12 protein-coding genes are annotated in these 17,663 nt (G+C 64.5%); 7 read left to right on the top strand and 5 right to left on the bottom strand.

From position 1 onward, the window contains the following. Positions 1-300 precede the first annotated feature (300 nt). Both AC30NL_RS04555 and ssb read right to left on the bottom strand, forming a co-directional pair. Positions 301-3,087: an ATP-binding protein gene (locus tag AC30NL_RS04555; protein ID WP_489462825.1), complete on the bottom strand. Its 2,787-nt coding sequence runs from the start codon at positions 3,085-3,087 to the stop codon at positions 301-303. A gap of 302 nt (positions 3,088-3,389) precedes the next feature. Continuing rightward, the gene (ssb, locus tag AC30NL_RS04560) at positions 3,390-3,911 is read right to left on the bottom strand and encodes a single-stranded DNA-binding protein (protein WP_489462826.1); all 522 of its coding nucleotides are present in this window, start codon (positions 3,909-3,911) and stop codon (positions 3,390-3,392) included. A 59-nt stretch (positions 3,912-3,970) separates the two neighbouring features. Here ssb and recQ point away from each other — a divergent pair, with 59 nt between their 5' ends. The 5 genes from recQ (at position 3,971) to AC30NL_RS04585 (ending at position 11,980) form a co-directional block, all read left to right on the top strand. Next, positions 3,971-6,010, top strand: coding sequence for a DNA helicase RecQ (recQ, locus tag AC30NL_RS04565; protein ID WP_489462827.1), 2,040 nt, complete (start codon positions 3,971-3,973; stop codon positions 6,008-6,010). Positions 6,011-6,223: 213 nt separating this feature from the next. Continuing rightward, a complete protein-coding gene (locus AC30NL_RS04570) occupies positions 6,224-6,862 on the top strand; it encodes a sigma-70 family RNA polymerase sigma factor (RefSeq protein WP_489462828.1) in 639 nt (212 codons plus the stop codon). Beyond that, positions 6,859-8,205 (top strand): hypothetical protein, encoded by a 1,347-nt coding sequence (locus AC30NL_RS04575; RefSeq protein WP_489462829.1) that lies wholly within the window; start codon positions 6,859-6,861, stop codon positions 8,203-8,205. The genes AC30NL_RS04570 and AC30NL_RS04575 overlap by 4 nt, the downstream gene beginning before the upstream one ends. Positions 8,206-8,415: 210 nt before the next feature. Further along, positions 8,416-11,364: an excinuclease ABC subunit UvrA gene (gene uvrA, locus AC30NL_RS04580; protein WP_489462830.1), complete on the top strand. Its 2,949-nt coding sequence runs from the start codon at positions 8,416-8,418 to the stop codon at positions 11,362-11,364. Between the two features lie 352 nt (positions 11,365-11,716). Further along, positions 11,717-11,980, top strand: a complete 264-nt coding sequence (locus AC30NL_RS04585) for a hypothetical protein (protein ID WP_489462831.1) — start codon at positions 11,717-11,719, stop codon at positions 11,978-11,980. Positions 11,981-12,100: 120 nt separating this feature from the next. On the opposite strand, the gene AC30NL_RS04590 is transcribed toward AC30NL_RS04585, so the two are convergent. Then, complete coding sequence (locus AC30NL_RS04590; RefSeq protein WP_489462832.1) at positions 12,101-12,493, bottom strand: SWIB/MDM2 domain-containing protein; 393 nt, start codon at positions 12,491-12,493, stop codon at positions 12,101-12,103. A gap of 298 nt (positions 12,494-12,791) precedes the next feature. Between AC30NL_RS04590 and AC30NL_RS04595 the strand changes: the two genes are divergently transcribed. Further along, the gene (locus tag AC30NL_RS04595) at positions 12,792-13,148 is read left to right on the top strand and encodes a phage holin family protein (RefSeq protein ID WP_489462833.1); all 357 of its coding nucleotides are present in this window, start codon (positions 12,792-12,794) and stop codon (positions 13,146-13,148) included. 145 nt (positions 13,149-13,293) lie between these two features. Here AC30NL_RS04595 and AC30NL_RS04600 read toward each other — a convergent pair whose 3' ends face one another. Then, positions 13,294-14,877, bottom strand: coding sequence for a M48 family metalloprotease (locus tag AC30NL_RS04600; protein ID WP_489462834.1), 1,584 nt, complete (start codon positions 14,875-14,877; stop codon positions 13,294-13,296). Between the two features lie 107 nt (positions 14,878-14,984). On the opposite strand from AC30NL_RS04600, the gene moaC reads away from it, so the two are divergent. Beyond that, positions 14,985-15,512 (top strand): cyclic pyranopterin monophosphate synthase MoaC, encoded by a 528-nt coding sequence (gene moaC, locus AC30NL_RS04605; RefSeq protein ID WP_489462835.1) that lies wholly within the window; start codon positions 14,985-14,987, stop codon positions 15,510-15,512. Positions 15,513-15,566: 54 nt separating this feature from the next. On the opposite strand, the gene AC30NL_RS04610 is transcribed toward moaC, so the two are convergent. Then, entirely contained in the window at positions 15,567-17,318 is a 1,752-nt protein-coding gene (locus tag AC30NL_RS04610) for a PglL family O-oligosaccharyltransferase (protein WP_489462836.1), read from the bottom strand. Positions 17,319-17,663: the final 345 nt, after the last annotated feature.

Genomic DNA, 17,663 nt, shown 5'->3' on the forward strand with positions numbered 1-17,663 from the left:
AACGAATTTCGCCGGCTGGCTACAGGATGGATCAGCGACTACGCTTGAGCGCGGCCATCAGGCTTTGCGTGCGAGTAGCAGCCTGCACGTCTTCCAGCCTCTCACTCAAGGAACTCGACCGACTGCATCGGCAATGGCTGTCTGATTGCAAGCTTGCTCGCAACGAGTGTGAGCCCGCGGCGTGCGGTCAATCGCAATCAATTCGAGCCAGCGAAACCGATGAATGCGAGCCGGCGCAGTATGTGGACGACCTGCCGACCTGCCGACCTGCCGACCTGCCGACTGGATTTTCCCGACAAGCTAATCGATCGTCGCCTCCGCCTGCATCAAGCTTGCCATCGTCGCCAATAACTGGTCCGTCCCCACTGGCTTCACCAGGTGTTCGTCGAAGTGCGTTGCCAGGGCCCGCGCCCGATCGGGCTCGCGGCCGTAGCCCGTCAGCGCGACCAACCGCAGCTGCTTCAGGCTGCGCAACCGGGGGTCTGCACGCAAACGCCCGGCAAGTTCGTAGCCGTCCATGCCGGGCAAGCCGATGTCGAGCAAGGCCACCTCGGGCGCAAAACTGTCCAGAACGGCCAGTGCAGCCGGTCCGTCGTTGGCCGTGCGCACGTCGTAGCCTGCATCGGTCAGAACGACGCACAGCAATTCGGCTGCATCCGCGTTGTCGTCGACCAGAAGCACCCGTCCGCTGTGGTGCACCGGCATGGCCGGTGGCGTGGCGGCGGTGTCGGCCGCCACGCCATCGCATACCTGCGGCAGCCTGACAGTGAACTTCGCGCCGTGCCCCAAACCTTCGCTGTCGGCGCTCACCGTGCCACCGTGCAAATGCACCAGCGTCTTCACGATCGCCAATCCGAGGCCGAGCCCGCCCGCATGTCGGTCCATGCCCTGCTCGCCCTGGGTGAACAGGTCGAACACGCGCGGCAGCAGCTCCGGTGAAATGCCTGCGCCCGAATCCTCGACCACGATGACCGCGCAACCGTCGGTCGCACGCAGCGTGAGGGTGATGCGTGCGTCGCCCGGTGTGAATTTCGCGGCGTTGTTGAGCAGGTTCGCCACCACTTGCGCAAGCCGCACGGGGTCTGCCTTGACGTAAACGGGCTCCGTCGGAACCTTGACCTTCACAGGATGCACACGACGCTCGAGCACGGGATGCGTGAGCTCGAGCGCATGCTCGATCACCGACTGCATTTCGACAAGCTCCACCGAGAGCTGGATCTTGCCGCGCGCGATGCGCGACACATCGAGCAGGTCGTCGACGAGACGCAGCAGGTGAGCAACCTGCCGCTCGATGATGCGCCGCTCCATTGCCGACTCGTCGCCGCCGCGCCGTGCCATCAGCTGCAGCGCAGTGACGATGGGCGCGAGCGGATTGCGCAGCTCGTGCCCGAGCATCGCGAGGAACTCGTCCTTCACGCGGTTGGCGGTTTCCGACTGTGATCTCGCCGTCTGTGCGTCTGCGTACAGGCGCGCGTTGTCGAGCGCCAGTGCCGCTCGCTGCGCGAGCTCGATCAGCAGCGCGCAATCGTCCTCGCTGAACTGACGGTCCGATTCGGCCTGAAGTGCGGCGAGGGCCCCGAGCGTGCGACCACGTGCAACCAGCGGGACGATGAAATAGGCGCGAAGCCCGATAGCTTGCGCAAAGGTGAGCATGTCGCGGTCGCGGATGCGATCGAATTCGTTGGGCGGATCGAAATGCGCGAGGTGCGAGCGGCCTGTCGCAACCGCCCAGGCCATGGAACCCGACGTTTCGGCGGACACGTGCAGGCGTTGCACCAGCTCGATGCCGAAGCGTGTCTTCTGCGGATCGGAGTGATGCGTCAGGGCCCGCTGCAACTGCCCGTCGGCACCGACCAGGTCGACACGGCACCAGTCGGCGATGTTGGGCACGACGATGGATGCGATGGCTTCCAGCGTCGCGTGCGGCTGCAGCGATCGCGAGAACAATGCGCCTGCCGAGGCCAGCAGTTCGAGCCGTCGACGCGCATGCTCCGCCCCGCCGCGCGCGTTGCGTTCCGCAGCGAGAAGACGCTCGCGTTCGGATTCGTCCCGAGCGCGTTGCTCGGCCGACGCGGCGAGCGCATCGGCCACTTCCTGGATCTCGCGGATGTCCGATCGCGCAATCACGAGCGATTCGCCGCGGCCCAGCGCCTGCGCCGCGCGTCGCAGTTCGCCGATCGGCCGGTTGATGCTGCGTGCTATGGCAAACGCCGCGAGGCCGCCGAGCAGCACCGACAGCAAGATGCCGCCACCATAGGCCAGCGCCGAGCGATACGCGCCCGCATCGACACCTGCCATCGGCATGCCGATCGCCACCGACCATCCCGTGGACTTGTTGCGCGAGTACGCGGTGAGGATCGATTCCCCTTCGAGCGAAAAAGTCTCCCCGACACCTTCGTCGCCCGCCGCCGCCATGAGGCGCTGCAAGCTTGGCGACGGCGGGCCGCCGAGAAACTTCGCGTGATCGCGCGAACGCGCCACGTGCGATCTCTTGGCATCGAACACCGACACGATCCAGTCCGCCGGGATGCGTTGATGCGCAACGACGTCGACGATGACATCGGGGTTGATGATCCCCGTCAGCACATAGCGCAGAGAGCCGTCGCGAATCACCGGAACGCGCACCGGCACCCCCTGTTCACCGCGCTGGCCGCGGCGCATCGGGGCGACCAGTGGCGCGCGCGTCTGAAGCAGTTGATCGAAGGCCGGCTCTGTGAGCGCGAGATCGGCACGCCCTTGCGGGTAGCCGGTGTGCATCAATACGTTGCTGTGCAGGTCATGAAGAATGATCGCGCGCCACTGTGGTCGCATCGACACGATGCGCTGGGCGACGCGGTAGAAACGATCGGTGTCGCCCGTGTCAAGCGACGAGGCCGTGGCCATACCTTCGAGGATGGCGATGCTGCTACGCAGCTCGCCGTCGACCGCTATGCCCAGCGCCCGCGCGAGCTCGAGGCTCGACCGCTCGGACTGTTCGCGCTGCTGCTGGACGAGCGCGTAGAACCCGAAGCCTGACATGGCGGCCAAAGGCAGGATGGCCGCCGCCACCAGCACCACGAAGCGCCTGCGAAGACCAACGCCTCGCATCAGCGGTCACGGCCCTGCACAGGCGACGCGCGCCTGGGGGAATCGAATGGATGCGAGCTCGAGTTCATGTCCGGCGCAGATGTTAGAGCCAGATGATGGCCATGCAAGGATTGCGGCGGGTTTCTCCATGAACGGAAGTCATGTTCGAAGCCCTCGTCGATTCAGGGGCCGACGTTGACAAGAAAGACGTCGGTCTGCAGTGCAATGAGGGTTCGGAATGCGACGAATCCAATTCCAGAAGCCAAAAGCAAGAAGCCCGGCATGAGCCGGGCTTCTTGCATCAGCGAAACATCCGTTGCAGATCAGAACGGAATATCGTCATCCATGTCATCGAAACCGGTGGCCGACTTCGGTGCAGGCTTGCTTGGGGCCGGACGAGCTACCGGAGCGCTGCGGCCTTCGTTGCGGTCATCGCCGCCACGGTCGTTACCGCCGCGGTCGCCACCGCGATAGCCGCCACCGCCGCCTTCGTCGCCGCCGCCCATGCCTTCACGGCCACCGAGCATCTGCATTTCGTTGGCGACAATTTCGGTCGTGAACTTCTCGATGCCGTCCTTGTCGGTCCACTTGCGGGTCTTGAGTCGGCCCTCGACGTAGACCGAGCGGCCCTTCTTGAGGTACTCGCCTGCGATCTCGGCGAGGCGGTCGTTGAAGACGACGCGGTGCCATTCGGTTTCTTCCACCTTCTCGCCGGAAGTCTTGTCCTTCCAGTTGCGGGTGGTGGCGATGCTGACGGTGCACCAGGCGCCGCCGTTGGGGTTGTAACGAACCTCGGGGTCACGGCCCAGGTTACCGACGATGATGACTTTGTTGACCGAGGCCATTGCGAACTCCGAGCGGGGATGAAAAGCGAAGCGCCGAGTAAAAATCGGCGCCTGGATGAATGAGGCAATTATCGCCTGCGAGCCAAGCGCTTCGAAACCCCCGCCCGAGTGTCCGGGCCCCGTTCGGGATTCGCTCTTGCAGGCGCGTTCCAAAGTGTGACTCGCTGCGAAAGGCTCTCCCGTACCATCACGGGTTTCCGCGCGTCCCGTCCTCCGTGAATCCTTCCCACGCTTCGCTATCTCCGCAGTCCGTCTTGCAAGAGGTGTTCGGCTACACCGACTTCCGCGGTGCGCAGGCCGACATCGTCCAGCACGTGGTCGCCGGCGGCGATGCACTGGTGCTCATGCCCACGGGCGGCGGCAAGAGCCTTTGCTACCAGGTACCGGCCATCGTCCGCCACCGGGCGAAACGCGGCGTCACCGTCGTCGTCAGCCCCTTGATCGCGCTGATGCACGACCAGGTAGGGGCGCTGGAAGAAGCCGGCGTTCACGCCGCATTCCTCAATTCGACCCTGACGCTCGACGAGACGCAGAAGATCGAGCGCGAAATGATGGGGGGGCGATTGGTGCTGCTGTACGCGGCACCCGAGCGCATCACGACGCCGCGTTTTCTCGCGCAGCTCGATTCGCTGCACGAACGCGGCCTCCTGAGTCTCTTCGCCATTGATGAAGCGCACTGCGTGAGCCAGTGGGGACACGATTTCCGCGAAGACTATCTGGCGCTCAATGTGCTGCACGAGCGTTACGAGGACGTGCCGCGCATTGCACTCACCGCGACCGCCGACGACCTCACGCGCGCCGACATCATCGAGCGGCTGCAACTGCAGACCGCACGCGTCTTCATCAGCAGTTTCGACCGTCCGAACATCCGCTATTCGATCGTTGAGAAGGACAACGCGCGATCGCAGTTGCTGCGCTTCATCAACGACGAGCATGAAGGCGATGCGGGCGTCGTCTATTGCCAGTCGCGCAAGAAGGTCGAAGAGACCGCCGACTGGCTGAGGAGCGAAGGCATCTCTGCGTTGCCGTACCACGCAGGCCTCGACGCCGATCTGCGCAAGAAGCACCAGGACCGCTTCCTGCGTGAAGACGGGCTCGTGATGGTTGCAACCATCGCTTTCGGCATGGGCATCGACAAGCCCGACGTTCGCTTCGTGGCGCACCTTGACTTGCCCAAGAACATCGAGAGTTACTACCAGGAGACCGGCCGTGCGGGCCGCGACGGCCTCCCGGCCGATGCATGGATGACCTACGGTCTGTCCGACGTGGTGAACCAGCGCCGCATGATCGACGAGAGTCCGGCAGGCGAGGAGTTCAAGCGCGGACAACGCGGCAAGCTCGATGCGCTGCTGGCGCTGGCCGAAGCACACGACTGCCGTCGCGTTCGACTGCTCGCGTACTTCGGCGAAAGCAGCACCCCTTGCGGCAACTGCGACAACTGCATCCTGCCGCCGGCCACTTGGGATGCCACGGAGGCCGCGCGCAAGGCCTTGTCGTGCATTTACCGATTTCATCAGAACGGCGGCCAGCGCTTTGGCGCGGGGCACCTGATTGACGTGTTGCGCGGCAAGGCGACGGACAAGGTGTCACAGCACAAGCACCAGCGGCTGTCGACCTTCGGCATTGGCGCCGATGTGACGGAGCAGCAGTGGCGCGCCGTGCTGCGCCAGTTGATTGCCCTGGGCCACCTTCGCACGGAAGGCGAATACAACACGCTGGAGCTCACGCCGACTGCGCGTGTCGTTCTGCGCGGCGAGGTCGACATGTTGTTGCGGCAAGCCACCGACACACCCAAGCGCGGCAAGGCCGGGCGCGTCACTCGCGGCGGTTCGACGCAAAAGGTGCAGAAGGCAGCGCCAGTCGCGCTCGACCCGAGCGGCACCGAACGATTCGCCGCGCTGAAGGCATGGCGAGCCGAAGTCGCACGCGAGCACAACCTGCCCGCCTACGTGGTTTTCCACGATGCGACGCTGGCCGAGATGGCTCGCACCATGCCGCGGTCGTTGGACGAACTGGGGCAGATCAGCGGCGTTGGCGCGAAGAAGCTTGAGGCCTATGGCCGCGAAATTCTTCGGGTTCTGGAGCCGATGGAAGGTTGAACGAGCACCTCAGAGGCTGAGAGTATTTCGATCATGCCCGCTCATCACGCCAAAAGCCGCCCTGCTCGTCGTTGCAAATGCTCGCCATAGCTCAGGCGCCTTTTGACGTGCTGCTCGGACACGTTCGAAATACTCTCAGCCTCTCACCCCGTTGATGTGTGTCGCACGTATCACCTTTGAAGACCGCCCTCGAATGAGGCAGACTCGCAAACCATGCAAGAACCGACCGACGACGCGCTGATGTCCGCCTATGCGGCGGGCGATGCCTCGGCGTTCGAGGCTCTGTATGCGCGCCACAAGGCAAGCCTTTATCGATTCATCCGGCGTCTGCTCGGCCCCTCAATGGTGTCGCAGACGGACGAGGTGTTCCAGGACACCTGGCTGCGGGTGGTGCATGCACGTGCGCAGTGGCAACCGCAGGGCGCTGCGTTTCGGACCTGGCTCTTCACGCTGGCGAACCACCGCGTCATCGACCTGTGGCGCAAGAGCGGACGCGAGGTGTCGCTGGACCTTGATGACGAAGCCAGCCCCTCGTGGGAACCCGACGGCACCGCGTGGCAGCATTGGCCCGCGCCGGCAAGTGCCGCGCCGCACAGCGAGGAACTCGCCTTCTGGCGACGCGCGGGCGAGCGGCTCTTGCAGTGCCTGGACGAGTTGCCGCTGCCTCAGCGAAGCACCTTCTTGCTCCACCACGACGACGGCCTGCCGCTCGCCGATGTGGCAAGTGCACTGGACGTGGGATTTGAAACCGCCAAGACACGGCTGCGCTACGCCATGAGCAAGCTGCGAACCTGCATGGGTGCGTACCTCGTTCCGCTGTCGGGCTCAGGTCCGCAAGGGGATGCACGATGAGTCTTCCACCCGTGCCGCCGGGCGCATCGACTTCTTCTTCCGCAGATGCGGAACGCGATGCCTGGCTGAGCGAAGCGCTACGCCACGCGCCCGATGCGGATGTCGCGCCCCCCGCGGCCCTGAGTGACGTGATCCTTCGCGAGGCGCAAGCCAAGGCCAAGCCGAGAGCGCCGCTTGCGAAACGGCCATCGTTCTGGATGCGCGCGTGGGTCTGGACAGCACAGCCTGCGGTGGGCGCGGGCCTTGCGAGTGTGATGGTCGCAAGCCTCGTCGGCGTGATGTTGTGGGACCGGCCGCCGGAAGAGAACACGCCACGGTCCCTGCCCAAAGTCGCGGTGGCGCCTGCGCCTGTTGCCGCGCCGGCTCAAAAAGAAGCACCTGCGGCGCCGATGGCCGAGCAGGCGAAGCAAACGCCGCCTTCCACGGTCGCGTCCGACACAAGCGCCACTGCCGGCAACATGGCGCGCGGACTCGAGCAGGGTCAGACCGAAAAAAGCCGGCGCGATTCCGGCACCGATGCGAAGCAGTTGGCTGAGAGCAGGCCCCGACGCGAAGCGCCCGCAGCCCAGGTTCCCAACCCGCCTGTCGAGTCGTCGATGAAGGAGATGGCCGAGAACAAGCCCGCCGATTCCGCGGCTCACCCCGACGCCTTCGCCAAGGCCGCGCGAAAGGCGGAGGCAATGTCACCCGCAGCTCCCGCCGTGAAGGCGATACCTGCGCCGATTCATGCTCCGGCTCCAGCGGTCGCGGCTCCACCTCCTGCCGAACCAGCCGCCACTGTCCCGCCCGCGCAAATGGCAGAACCAGCGCCTGCCGCGCCAAGGCCCACGGCGTCACTAAAGCGCGACTCGTACGCCGCGGCTGCATCGATGCAGGACAGGCTTGCGTCCGCCGCGGCCGGTGCGCTATCCGCTGCTTCGGCGGAAACCGAATTCGACGAACTGCGTGCAGGCCTCGCGGCCGAACCGGGAAATTGGGTCTGGCAGCGCAATGGCGGACAGGTGCATGTCGTCGACGATGACCTGAGCGCCTTTCTTGCCGAAGTCGACGCCGTGGCCGCAAGCGGCTGGCAGCGGCCGGGTTCAAAACGATTGGCCAGCCGCGCGAGTGAGCCCGGCAGTTTGCAATCTGAGCGCGCCAACACAACTGCCAATCCGTTGTTGGTGCCGCCGCAGACCGTGCGCCTGATGCGCGACGGGAAGGTCACGCACACCTTGCGGCTGGACGCGGACACGCTGCGCTGGGAGCACGTCACCCCCAACACCCGCGTCGTCACCGAAATCGTCCTCGACGAAGCACAGGCCCACCGCATCCGCCGCGCCCTGGACAAGCTCAGAGGCTGAGAGTATTTCGAACGTGTCCGAGCAGCACGTCAAAAGGCGCTTGATCTAGGCGCAAAGCGCAGCGGCTATGGCGAGCATTTGCAACGACGAGCAGGGGGCTATTGACGTGATGAGCGGGCATGATCGAAATGCTCTCAGCCTCTCAGTCCCTGACCACCTCGCAGGAAACGCACGCGCCGCTATCATGGCCGGTTTCGCCTGCGCGCCACGATGCCTGCCGTTCCTTGCGACAAACCCACTGCCGATAAGCCCTTGATCGAAGAAGCGCCGAGCATCCGCATCCGCGGCGCGAGAACGCACAACCTCAAGAACATCGACCTCGACATTCCTCGCTACAAGCTGGTGGTCATCACCGGATTGAGCGGATCGGGCAAGTCCAGCCTCGCATTCGACACGCTCTACGCCGAAGGCCAGCGGCGCTACGTCGAGAGCCTGTCGGCCTACGCGCGGCAGTTCCTGCAGTTGATGGACAAGCCCGACGTCGACGTGATCGAGGGCCTGAGCCCAGCGATCAGCATCGAGCAGAAGGCGACCTCGCACAACCCGCGCTCGACCGTCGGCACGGTCACCGAGATTCATGATTACCTGCGTCTGCTGTATGCCCGCGCCGGCACGCCGTTCTGCCCCGTCCACCAGTTGCCACTGCGTGCTCAAAGCGTGAGCCAGATGGTGGACGCCGTACTCGAGCTGCCGCAGGACACCAAACTGATGGTGCTCGCGCCGGTGGTGCGAGATCGCAAGGGCGAGTTCACCGAGCTCTTCGCCGACATGCAGGCGCAAGGCTATGTGCGCTTTCGGGTGGATGGCACGGCCTGCGAGGCCGCCGACGTGCCCAAGCTGAAGAAGGCGGAGAAGCACGATATCGATGTCGTCATCGACCGCGTCAAGGTACAGCCCGGCAGTCATGGACAGCCCCCCGAGAGCGCAGGCGCCGGGCTTCGGCAGCGCCTGGCCGAAAGCTTCGAAGCCGCACTGCGCATCGCCGAAGGCCGTGCGATGGCACTGGAGATGGACAGCGGGCACGAGCACCTGTTCTCGAGCAAGTTCGCCTGCCCGGTCTGCAGCTATTCATTGAGCGAGCTGGAGCCGCGGCTCTTCTCCTTCAACTCACCGGTGGGCGCGTGCCCGAGTTGCGATGGCATCGGGATGACGACCGTGTTCGATCCGGAACGCGTGGTGGGCTTTCCGTCGTTGAGCATGGCCAGCGGTGCGGTGAAGGGCTGGGACCGGCGCAACGGCTACACCTTCTCGCTGCTGGATAGCGTGGCCAAGCACTACGGCTTCGACATCGACATGCCCTTCGAAGACCTGCCAAAGACCGCGCAGAACGTGCTGCTGCACGGCTCGGGCACAGAGGAGATCGCCTTCGTCTACGAGGCCGAGGGCGCGAAGGGCAAGACCCGCGGCGTGAAGCGCTCGCACACCTTTGAAGGGATCATTCCGAACTTCGCCCGGCGCTACAAGGAAACGGACTCCGCCGCCGTGCGCGAAGACCTCGCGCGCTACCAAAGCGCCAAGCCGTGCCCCGAGTGCCAAGGAGCGCGGCTTCGCACGGAAGCGCGACACGTGTTCCTGCAGAACGAGCGCGAAGAGAAGGGCGAGCCGATCTACCGCGTCGAGCACTTCACGCTTCGCGAATGCCTTGAGTATTTCGAAGGACTGAAACTGCACGGCGCCAAGGCGGAGATCGCCGACAAGGTGGTGCGCGAGATCCGGTCGCGGCTCAAGTTTCTGAATGACGTGGGCCTCAACTATCTGAGCCTGGACCGCAGCGCCGACACGCTGAGCGGCGGCGAAGCGCAGCGCATTCGGCTTGCTTCGCAGATCGGGTCAGGGCTCACGGGCGTGATGTACGTGCTCGACGAGCCGAGCATCGGCCTGCATCAGCGAGACAACGACCGGCTGATCGGAACATTGCGCCATCTGCGCGACATCGGCAACAGCGTGCTTGTCGTGGAGCATGACGAGGACGCGATCCGCGCAGCCGATTACGTCATTGACATGGGTCCCGGCGCCGGCGTCCATGGCGGGCAGGTGATCGCGCAGGGAACGGCTGACGAGGTGGCGGCGAGCCCCGAGTCGCTGACGGGGCGCTATCTTGCCCACGCGTTGCGCATTGCCGTCCCGGCAAAGCGCCACCGCCTGGAAGACACCACGGAGCCGAAGACGCTCAAGATCGTCAACGCGCGCGGGAACAACCTCAAGGGCGTGACGGCGGAGATTCCGGTGGGCCTCTTCACCTGCGTGACGGGTGTGTCGGGCTCGGGCAAAAGCACTTTCGTCAACGACACCCTGTACGCAGCCGTTGCGCGCAAGCTTTACAACAGCCATGCAGAGCCGGAGCCGCACGACGCGATCGAAGGATTGGACGCCTTCGACAAGGTGATCAACGTCGACCAGTCGCCGATCGGCCGCACGCCGCGCAGCAACCCTGCCACCTACACCGGCCTCTTCACGCCCATTCGCGAACTCTTCGCAGAAGTGCCTGCGGCACGCGAGCGCGGATACGGCCCCGGCCGCTTCAGCTTCAACGTGGCAGGCGGACGCTGCGAAGCCTGCCAGGGCGATGGTGTGCTGAAGGTCGAAATGCATTTTCTGCCCGACGTGTACGTGCCTTGCGACGTGTGCCACGGCAAGCGCTACAACCGCGAGACGCTCGAGATCCAGTACAAGGGCAAGAACATCACCGAAGTGCTGAACATGACGGTGGAGGACGCCCACGGATACTTCAACGCCGTGCCCAACATCGCCCGCAAGCTGCAGACCTTGCTCCACGTGGGGCTGGGCTACATCCGCCTCGGCCAGAGCGCGACCACTTTGTCCGGCGGCGAGGCGCAGCGCGTGAAGCTCGCATTGGAGCTCAGCAAGCGCGACACCGGCCGCACCCTGTACATCCTCGACGAGCCGACGACCGGGCTTCACTTTGCCGACATCGACTTGCTGCTGCACGTGCTCCATCAACTGCGCGATGCGGGCAACACCATCGTCGTGATCGAGCACAACCTGGACGTCATCAAGACGGCAGACTGGGTGATCGACATGGGTCCGGAAGGCGGCGCGGGCGGCGGCACGGTGGTCGCAATGGGAACGCCGGAGGACATCGCAGCGAATCCGGCGAGCTACACCGGTCGTTATCTCAAGCCACTATTGGATTCGTAGCTCGCATGTGCTTCGGGATGGCTCTCGATAGCGGCCGATCCCGATTGAGAGGCTGAGAGTATTTCGAACGTGTCCGAGCAGCACGTCAAAAGGCGCCTGATCTAGGCGTAAAGCGCAGCCATAGCTTGGCTATGGCGAGCATTTGCAACGACGAGCAGGGAGCTTTTGGCGTGATGAGCGGGCATGATCGAAATACTCTCAGGCTCTGAACCCAGACCACAAGCCGTCGTCGCCACGACAGCCGCAAAGCCGGTGTTGCGTCCGTGGATTGTGCGCAACCATATCTCCCGGCCCGCACACGAATCGTGCAACGATCCATACAATCTCGCCCCAACCCAACCACCTCACCAACGTGAACCCCAAACGCACCGGCCACGACGTCCTGCAGCAACTGCACACCGTGATCCGGCTCGCCCAAGCGCATCCGGCACTGGTCGAAACGGCGACGCACTTGATGACACCCGAGCAGCTTCGCAAGGCACATGAGGGACTGATGGTCTTGGCCAACTGCATTGGTGCGATCAAGTCAGCCACGCCTGTCACGGTCGACAAGGCGCCGCAGGCAGTCGCGGCGAGCCCTGCACCGCGGACAGTGCGAGCCACCGAATCGACCTGATCGATCAAGGCCGCTTGCTGGCCGATGAGGGATCTGTAGGCCCAAACAAAAAGGCCGGTGCAACTGCACCGGCCTTTTTGCTCTAACTCTGACAGCCCTTGCGGGCAGCGCCTCACCAAATCACTTCAGGTGGGCGTTGATCAGCTTTGTCATCTCGAACATCGAGACTTGGCCCTTCTTGAAGATTTCCTTCAGCTTGGCGTCGGCGTTGATCATCGTGCGCTTGGCTGCATCTTGCAGCTTGTTCGCCTTGATGTACTCCCAGACCTTCTTGGTCACCTCGGTGCGCGGAACCGGCTTGTCGCCAATAATGGCGGCCAGTGCTGCGCTCGGGGTCATTTCCTTCATGAAGGCGGCGTTGGGGGTGCGCTTCTTTGCCGGGGCCTTCGTTGCTGCAACCTTCTTGACGGGCGCTGCCTTCGTTGCTGCAGCCTTCTTTGCTGGGGCCGCCTTCTTTGCCGCAGCCTTCTTCGCTGCCGCCTTTTTGGCGGGAGCCTTCTTCGCAGTTGCCATTTCGATTCTCTCCATCAAATGAGTTGTTGATGTGGCGGGCTGGGTGAGAGCCGCATGAACTCTCGTTTCTCCAGTGACCGCGCGGAGCGAATGGTACTGCGTGCATACTGCATTGAGAAGCAGTTTTCATAGGAGAAACAAGCAATCTTCATAGGTAGAGAGCGCTTTTGTAGCGATGAGGCATCACTCTCATGCCTCTTGTGTGCACTTCGAGTGCTTTCATTTGTGTGCCTCGCATCAGCGCCTCATGTGTCATCGACTGTCTTGCATCGACGTCTCGGCGCTATGCTCGCGCCTCATGAAACTGATCATTCGCTGGATGCTTCTCGCGGCTGCCCTGCTGTTGGTGGCCCATCTGTACTCTGGTGTCGAGGTCAAGAGCTTTGGCGCGGCCATGATCGCGGCGCTCGTCATCGGACTCTTCAATGCATTGCTGCGCCCCCTCCTCGTGCTGCTAACGCTGCCGGTGACGGTGCTGACGGTGGGGCTCTTTCTCTTCGTCATCAACGCGGTGATGTTCTACGCAGCAGCCGGCGTGCTGGGCAACGACTTCAACGTGAGCGGTTTTTCCGCCGCGCTGATCGGCTCGTTGATCTACAGCCTGTGCGGGATGGTGATCGATGTTGCGATGGAGCGAATCTTCCCGCCGCGTTGATGTCGGCGGAGGATGAGAGCTTGTTTCTAAGTCTAAGGGGTGCACTCAACTCCCGTTCGGGCTCAGAGGCTGAGGGGTTTTCTTGGCGACATCAGATATCCGTTCGCAGCCCGAACGGGAGTTCAGTGCATGCGGAGAAAGCCTCTCAGCCACCCGAGCGGCGCTCGTCCGCCGCGATGGCCCTGCGCTGGGCCTCGATCTCACGCAATCGCGCGTCGATGACGGAGGCTTCGATGAAGTCGACACCTGAGCTGTTTCCGCCACGTGCCAAGCGCTGACCGGCACGAAGCCGATCCACCGCACCCGTGAGATCGCCCAGCGCGAAACGAGCCTCAGCTTCTGCGCGCAAGGCCCGCAAGCCTTGGCCCAGCTTGGACCAAACCTGGCCCAGCACGGACCAGGCTTCGGCATCGTGCGGATGATTGCTGACCCAGGTCTGCAGGTCTTCAGCGATGTGCTTCAGCGTGCCTTCATCGGCACCACGAGCGAGTGCGATGCCGCCGTTGAACAAGGTGACCGGCCGCGACGGCTCCGATGCATAGGGCTTCAAGGCTCGCTCCGCACGCACTGGGTCGCCGCGATCGAGCATCGATTGCACGACCAGAAGCGCCACAGCCCGCTCGGCCCGCGAGTCACTTCTCGGGCTGCCCTGCACCAAGCCGAGGGCCTTGGTGAGCGAGGCATCGGCGCGGGCCCAATCGCGCATCAGCGTGGACGCCAGCGCGCTTTCGTAAGCTGCGGAGAGCTTGTCCGCCACGCTCGTCGACGTGCTGTCGCCATCGAGCGCCTGCCAGCGGCGAAGCGCATCGGCGCGCGGATCCATCAGCACGCGCGCACGCGCCTGTGCCGCGACGTGTTCGAGCACGCTCACCGGCGCCACGGGCGGCGCTGTGCCGAGGCGGGCTCGAGCCTCACCGATACGTTCCGTGGTGAGCGGATGGCTGCGCAGGTACGGGAAGCCGCCGTAGTCATTGAGCCGCGATGATTGCGACAGCTTCTCGAACATCGCCGCCATGCCGCCGGGCGCGAAGCCGGCGGTGGTCATCACGCCGAAGCCGATGCGATCGGCTTCGCGCTCCATGTCGCGCGAGAAATTGAGCTGGCCCTGGATGGCCGCCGCTTGACCGCCCGCGATCACTGCCTGCGGGCCGTCCATGGTGTTGCTGCGCGAGGCCGCCAGGATGCCGAGGATGGTCGCCGCCAGTCCGATGAGCGATTGCCGCTTGCTGTTGGCCATGCCGCGGGCAATGTGCCGCTGCGTGATGTGCGAGAGCTCGTGCGCAAGCACGGACGCGAGCTCGTCGCGCGTGGCGGTCATTCCCATCAGGCCCAGGTGAACGCCGATGAAACCACCGGGGAGGGCGAAGGCGTTGACGCTGCGGTCGCGAACGAGGAAGGGTTCCCATGCGAAGCGCTGGTCAAGGTCGGGGCTGATTTCACCGCGCTGGCGCGCGGCGGCGACCAGCGGCTGGAAGATGCTCTGCAGGTATTCGAGCAGGATGGCGTCATTGCTGTAGTCCGGATCGCGGCGAATCTCGCGCATGATCTGGTCGCCGAGCTTGCGTTCGGCCCCGACGCCGAAGTCTTCCGAGGCGGTGTCGCCGAGGGCGGGAAGCTGGTTTTGTGCGGCACGGGCGGGCAGTGCGGCAGGTAGCCCGAGCGATATGGCGCACACCGCGGCAACCAGGCGCTGGCGCAGGCGGGAATGGCTCAAGCTGGTTCGGTTCACGCGAAAGTCCTGCGGCGAAAGACGGGTTCGAGCGAATCGGACGGCCCGAGTTCGCAGATCTTGCATGACTATGATGCCAGCCACACGTTGCCGCTTTGTTTCGAGCCATGACCACACCCGCCAAGACCTCTTCCGATGCCACTTCGCCGAGCGCTGAACTGACGCATTTCGATGCGGCCGGACAGGCGCACATGGTCGATGTGTCGGCCAAGAACGAAACACATCGTGTCGCGCGAGCGGAGGGGGAGATACGGATGTTGCCGGCGACGCTGGCGTTGATCCGGAGTGGAAGCGCGAAGAAAGGCGACGTGCTTGGGGTGGCGCGGATTGCGGCGATCCAAGGGGCGAAGCGAACGTCGGATCTGATTCCGCTTTGCCATCCGCTACCGATCACCCGCGTTGCGGTGGAGTTCGAAATCATCGAGTCGCACGCCGCCGTGCGTTGCACCGCGCAGGTCGAAACGCTCGGGCGCACCGGGGTCGAGATGGAGGCGCTGACCGCGGTGCAGGTGGGGCTGCTGACCATCTACGACATGTGCAAGGCCGCCGACCGGGGCATGGTGATCGACGGTGTCCGCGTGCTTGAAAAGCGCGGCGGAAAGTCGGGCGAGTGGGTGGCGCCATTCAGAGCCTGAGGGGCCATTCGGCATGTGCGGTCATGTCGGACGGCCGCTCCCTGTCTCAGTCGCTCAGCGGAAGTCCCGGTAGTCCATCGCGCGCGTAGGCGCGTCGCACTGGAACGGACGCGGCGCGGCAGGCTGCTCGCACACCGCGAAGAAGTCCTTCGAGTCCTCGTTGCGAAACTCGCGCAGGCGTTGCGCGATGTGGCGGGCTCGCTCCAGATCACCGCGTTCGGCAAATGCCTTGGCCCAGGCGATCATGAGGCGCGTGTCGAGCAGGTTGTGGGTGGCCGTCGCGAACGACAGCATCACCGTGGACGGCTTGTGCGAGACCGTCACGGCGGCGTAGTCGGCGTGGTAGCTGAAGAAGACGCTGCGACGGCCGGCTTCGATGCGATCGATGAGAGGCTCGCCGTCCTCCGAATCGAAGATCGCGACGACGCGCCGATAGTCGACCAGCAAGGCCGTACCCCCCACGAGCAGCAGGAGCGCGAGCGAGGCGAGGATGAGATTCGCGCGCGCGCTCGCGGGCTGACCGTCGCCTGACTCGGCAATCGCCGGCGGTCCATCGCCGCCCAGGCAGAAGCCGAACGCAAACGCCGCGGGCAGCAGGAAGTACGAGTACCAAAGCGGATACTCGAACATGCTGTGAACGCAGATCGTCAGCACGACCATGAAGGCCGCGCGCATCATCGATGACATCGGCTGTGTCGTCTTGAGGCTGGCTTCGAAGGCGAAGAACAGCGCCACCAGCAGCGACGCGGTGAGCAACAGCGCGGCAGGAATGCCCAGCTCCACCGCGAACTGCAAGACGATGTTGTGCGTATGATCGAAGAACGCGACCGGCCGATGCGGGAACGGCGTGAGCGACCACGCGAAGTTGAACTCGCCGAACCCGACACCGAGCCACGGATGCTGGCGGATCAGGCTGAGCGTGTCCGACCAGATGGCCCAGCGCGAACTCGAGATGTCACCTTGCGTGCCCATGCGCGCTTCGCCACCGAAGACATGGTGCGTCGAATGCGCCCATTCGGTCAGACCCCACCAGAAGGCGCCGTAGAGCAAGGGCGACACGATGAGTGCGGCGCGCAGCCCGCGCGGCAGCTTGCGGTCCAGCAGCCCCCAAATGGCGAGAACGATGACGTCGACGATGCCGGTGCGCGACCCGGTCAGCACGATGGCTCCGACGATCACGAGCCACAAAGTCGCCGACAGTTCGGCACGCAAGGTCTTCGACTGCCACAGCCAGGCGAGTGCCACCAGCGACCACACCAACAGGCTGCTCAGGTGATTGGGCTGTCGCAGATTGCTCGACGCGCGACCGTCGCTGGGCGCCGCCGCGATCCAGCTGCCGTCGGCCCATTCGGGCATGAAGATCTGGATGCCGCCGAGGATGGCGCCCGCCACGCCTGCGACAAGCAGCGCGATGCAAAACCCGCGGAAGAGGTCGCGCGCGAATCCCGACTCCCGCGCGCTTGCGCCGGCCGCGACGGCCAGCATGCCAGCGAGCACGACGCCGACAGCCGACGCGGCCAGTGCCGCGGGCAGGCCCGTGCTTCGGTTCGAGACCACCGCCGCCAGCGCCAGCGCCGCGAGCGGCGCGAGCATCCAAGCCATCTTCCGGCGAATTACCAACGTCGGCGAGACCGCCTGGGTACCCAGCATGAGGATGAACACGCCCCATCCGATGAGAGCGGCGGCCTGATTGAAGAAGGTCGCTGACGGCGGCAAGTTGAAGGCCAGCAGCGTCGGGACTACGACGGCGAACAAGGCCGAAGCGTCAGTCAAGCGAAGCGACAAGGTCGGAGCGCGAAACGACATGCGGTCGAATCCAATGGGGTGTGCGAAGGCGCTAGTGTCGCCGCTCGGCAATGGTCCGCGTCGCCAACGCCGGACGTCGGTCTTCAGACAGGGATGGATGCATCAATGACGTAGTTGCCGCACTCGCCAGAGCGTGAGCCAAGGAGTAAAGGCCGCGCCTTGGGGGCGCGGCCTTTGCGATTCGACCACCTCAGCCGGACAAGTGTCACGGCGTGCGGCTTGCCGGTTCGATCAACGGCACTCGGACGGAGCGTACTTGGCGGCCAGGGTGCCGGCAGTCTGACCGACGGCCAAGTTAGTAGCGCCCGCTGCTGCGCAACGCCAAGTCACAGCACCATCAGCAGG

Origin of the sequence: Rhizobacter sp., from assembly GCA_021153565.1 — a bacterium.
Classification (GTDB): Bacteria; Pseudomonadota; Gammaproteobacteria; order Burkholderiales; family Burkholderiaceae_C; genus Albitalea.

What these genes read in the sequence shown, in the direction of transcription:
- AC30NL_RS04555 (WP_489462825.1), bottom strand. Translation starts at nt 3,087, where the DNA reads ATGCGAGGCGTTGGTCTTCGCAGGCGCTTCGTGGTGCTGGTGGCGGCG.
- ssb (WP_489462826.1), bottom strand. Translation starts at nt 3,911, where the DNA reads ATGGCCTCGGTCAACAAAGTCATCATCGTCGGTAACCTGGGCCGTGAC.
- recQ (WP_489462827.1), top strand. Translation starts at nt 3,971, where the DNA reads ATGAGGCAATTATCGCCTGCGAGCCAAGCGCTTCGAAACCCCCGCCCG.
- AC30NL_RS04570 (WP_489462828.1), top strand. Translation starts at nt 6,224, where the DNA reads ATGCAAGAACCGACCGACGACGCGCTGATGTCCGCCTATGCGGCGGGC.
- AC30NL_RS04575 (WP_489462829.1), top strand. Translation starts at nt 6,859, where the DNA reads ATGAGTCTTCCACCCGTGCCGCCGGGCGCATCGACTTCTTCTTCCGCA.
- uvrA (WP_489462830.1), top strand. Translation starts at nt 8,416, where the DNA reads ATGCCTGCCGTTCCTTGCGACAAACCCACTGCCGATAAGCCCTTGATC.
- AC30NL_RS04590 (WP_489462832.1), bottom strand. Translation starts at nt 12,493, where the DNA reads ATGGCAACTGCGAAGAAGGCTCCCGCCAAAAAGGCGGCAGCGAAGAAG.
- AC30NL_RS04595 (WP_489462833.1), top strand. Translation starts at nt 12,792, where the DNA reads ATGAAACTGATCATTCGCTGGATGCTTCTCGCGGCTGCCCTGCTGTTG.
- moaC (WP_489462835.1), top strand. Translation starts at nt 14,985, where the DNA reads ATGACCACACCCGCCAAGACCTCTTCCGATGCCACTTCGCCGAGCGCT.
- AC30NL_RS04610 (WP_489462836.1), bottom strand. Translation starts at nt 17,318, where the DNA reads ATGTCGTTTCGCGCTCCGACCTTGTCGCTTCGCTTGACTGACGCTTCG.